Below are 2,011 nucleotides of genomic sequence, written 5' to 3'. Positions count from 1 at the left end.
TGCGCTGGTGTGCAGGCTTTAGCCGCCCGGGTCGCTGCAGAGCAGCGAGAAGGAATCGCCTAAAGGCTAGACACCAACACGCGCTGGTGTGCAGGCTTTAGCCGCTCGGGTCGCTGCGGAGCAGCGAGAAGGAATCGCCTAAAGGCTAGACACCAACGTGCGCTGGTGTGCAGGCTTTAGCCGCCCGGGTCGCTGCAGAGCAGCGAGAAGGAATCGCCTAAAGGCTAGACACCAACGTGCGCTGGTGTGCAGGCTTTAGCCGCTCGGGTCGCTGCAGAGCAGCGAGAAGGAATCGCCTGAAGGCTAGACACCAAGATCAGTCGATTCGCGCGAGCGATCGGGCGTGCTGTTGTAAAGCACGTGTCACTTCGGCAATCTGCGTCTGGAGATTACCTGTCAATCGCTCGATGCTCGATGCGTCTTGTTGTCGCGCCGCGATCTCCAACTGCGTCGCCGCCTCGCTGGCTTCGTCGGCGCCGAACACCACCAGCGATCCCTTCAGCGCGTGCGCGGCGCGTTCCAACGACTTGTAGTCCGTCGCGGCGACCGCGGTTTGAATTTCATTCATCATCCGCGGCGTCTCTTCCTCCATCGCCGTGATCAATTCGCTCAACAGCTCTTCGTCACCTCCGGCATTCTCCATCGCCGTCTCGAAATCGAAGGGCCGGCTGTGTGGCGGCAGCCCTTCGCTCACGGTAGCAGACTCGGTGGAACTGGAGCCCTCGCGTGGTCGTTCGGATCGACCCTCGGCGTCGCGATCCTGTTGCCGCTCAGAGAAGATCGCTTCGATGCTTGCCAACAATTCGGAACTTTTGCTTGTCTTGCGGACACAGGTGTTCGCTCCCGCGGCACGACCGCGTTGGGCGAATTCGGCGGTATCGTTGCCGGAATACAGAATGATGGGCGTGGTGGCAAACTGCTTGGATTGACGCAGTTCGTGACAAACCTGGTACCCATCGCGCGCGGGCATGTTGACGTCTAAAACGATCAAATCCGGCGTGGTCGCCCGCGCCATCGCCAACGCGTCGTCACCGTTGGCCGCTTGGATGACATCATGTCCGGCCGCGGCAAGCTTGCGAGTGAACAGCAGCCTGAGCGCCCGATGGTCGTCGGCCAGCAGGATCGTCTTGCCCGACGGCGGTTTGTTGAAGGAGTCGCCGGCCTGGCTGGTGCGCGTGACCAAGATCACGGTGTCGCCTTGATGGACGGCAGTCTCGGGTGGCGGCGTCGGGTCGAAGGTTCCATCACCGCGTTGGATACCCGCGACCCCGACGGCCGTCGATTCGTTCAGAATCTCGTCCACCGTCGTGATCTGTTCGGCATCGTGACGATGCGGTTTCAACGACACGCCCAACACGCTGGAATGTTCGGAGACGCCGGTCACGACGGATGAACTATCGGCTTGTTGCTTGATCAGCTCGGCGATTTGGCGACCGCCGAGTTTCATCGGGGAGACGACGATGTCCGCCCCGGCCCTCAGAATCCGGTCCTCGACGCCCGAGTCTTCGCCCCGCGCGATGATGAAGATCTTGGGGTTTAATTCCCGCGCCGCCAACGAAATGAACAAGTTGTTCGAGTCGTCGGTCAGCACCGCGATCACGCCCTGAGCCCGCTCGATCGCCGCTTCCTTCAACGTCGTATCCGCGGTCGGGTTGCCCCGGACCAACGCAAACCCTTCACGTTCCACGGCCGCGATCGAGGCTTCATCGTCGGTGATCACGACAAACGGCAACTGGTGGTCCTTCAGCTCCTTGCAAATCGCGCCCCCGATCTTTCCGTAGCCACACACAATGTAATGCTCTCTCATTCGACTGATCCTTCTGCGCATTTGTTTCCGCGTAATGACCCCGACCCCTTCCAATTCACTTTGAATCACCCAGCGAGCGAACTGCGTGGCGAAGGCGACGACGGCGCCGAATCCGCAAAACACCAGGACGACGGTGAAGTACCGTCCGGGGACCGACAATTCATGGATCTCATCAAACTGGGTCGGCGTGATGGCCGTGACGGT

Annotated in this window: 1 protein-coding gene; it reads right to left on the bottom strand. The window is 60.8% G+C overall.

Going from position 1 to position 2,011, the window contains the following annotated elements:
• Positions 1-316: 316 nt before the first annotated feature.
• The coding region (locus ABX749_RS31035) for an NAD-binding protein (RefSeq protein ID WP_372899447.1) at positions 317-2,011 on the bottom strand (1,695 nt) is incomplete at its 5' end.

The sequence above is a fragment of the Stieleria sp. genome (assembly GCF_041595215.1).
Classification (GTDB): Bacteria; Planctomycetota; Planctomycetia; order Pirellulales; family Pirellulaceae; genus Stieleria; species Stieleria magnilauensis.
Note: the sequence above shows the minus strand (reverse complement) of the source record. Positions and strands in the feature narration are given on the sequence as shown.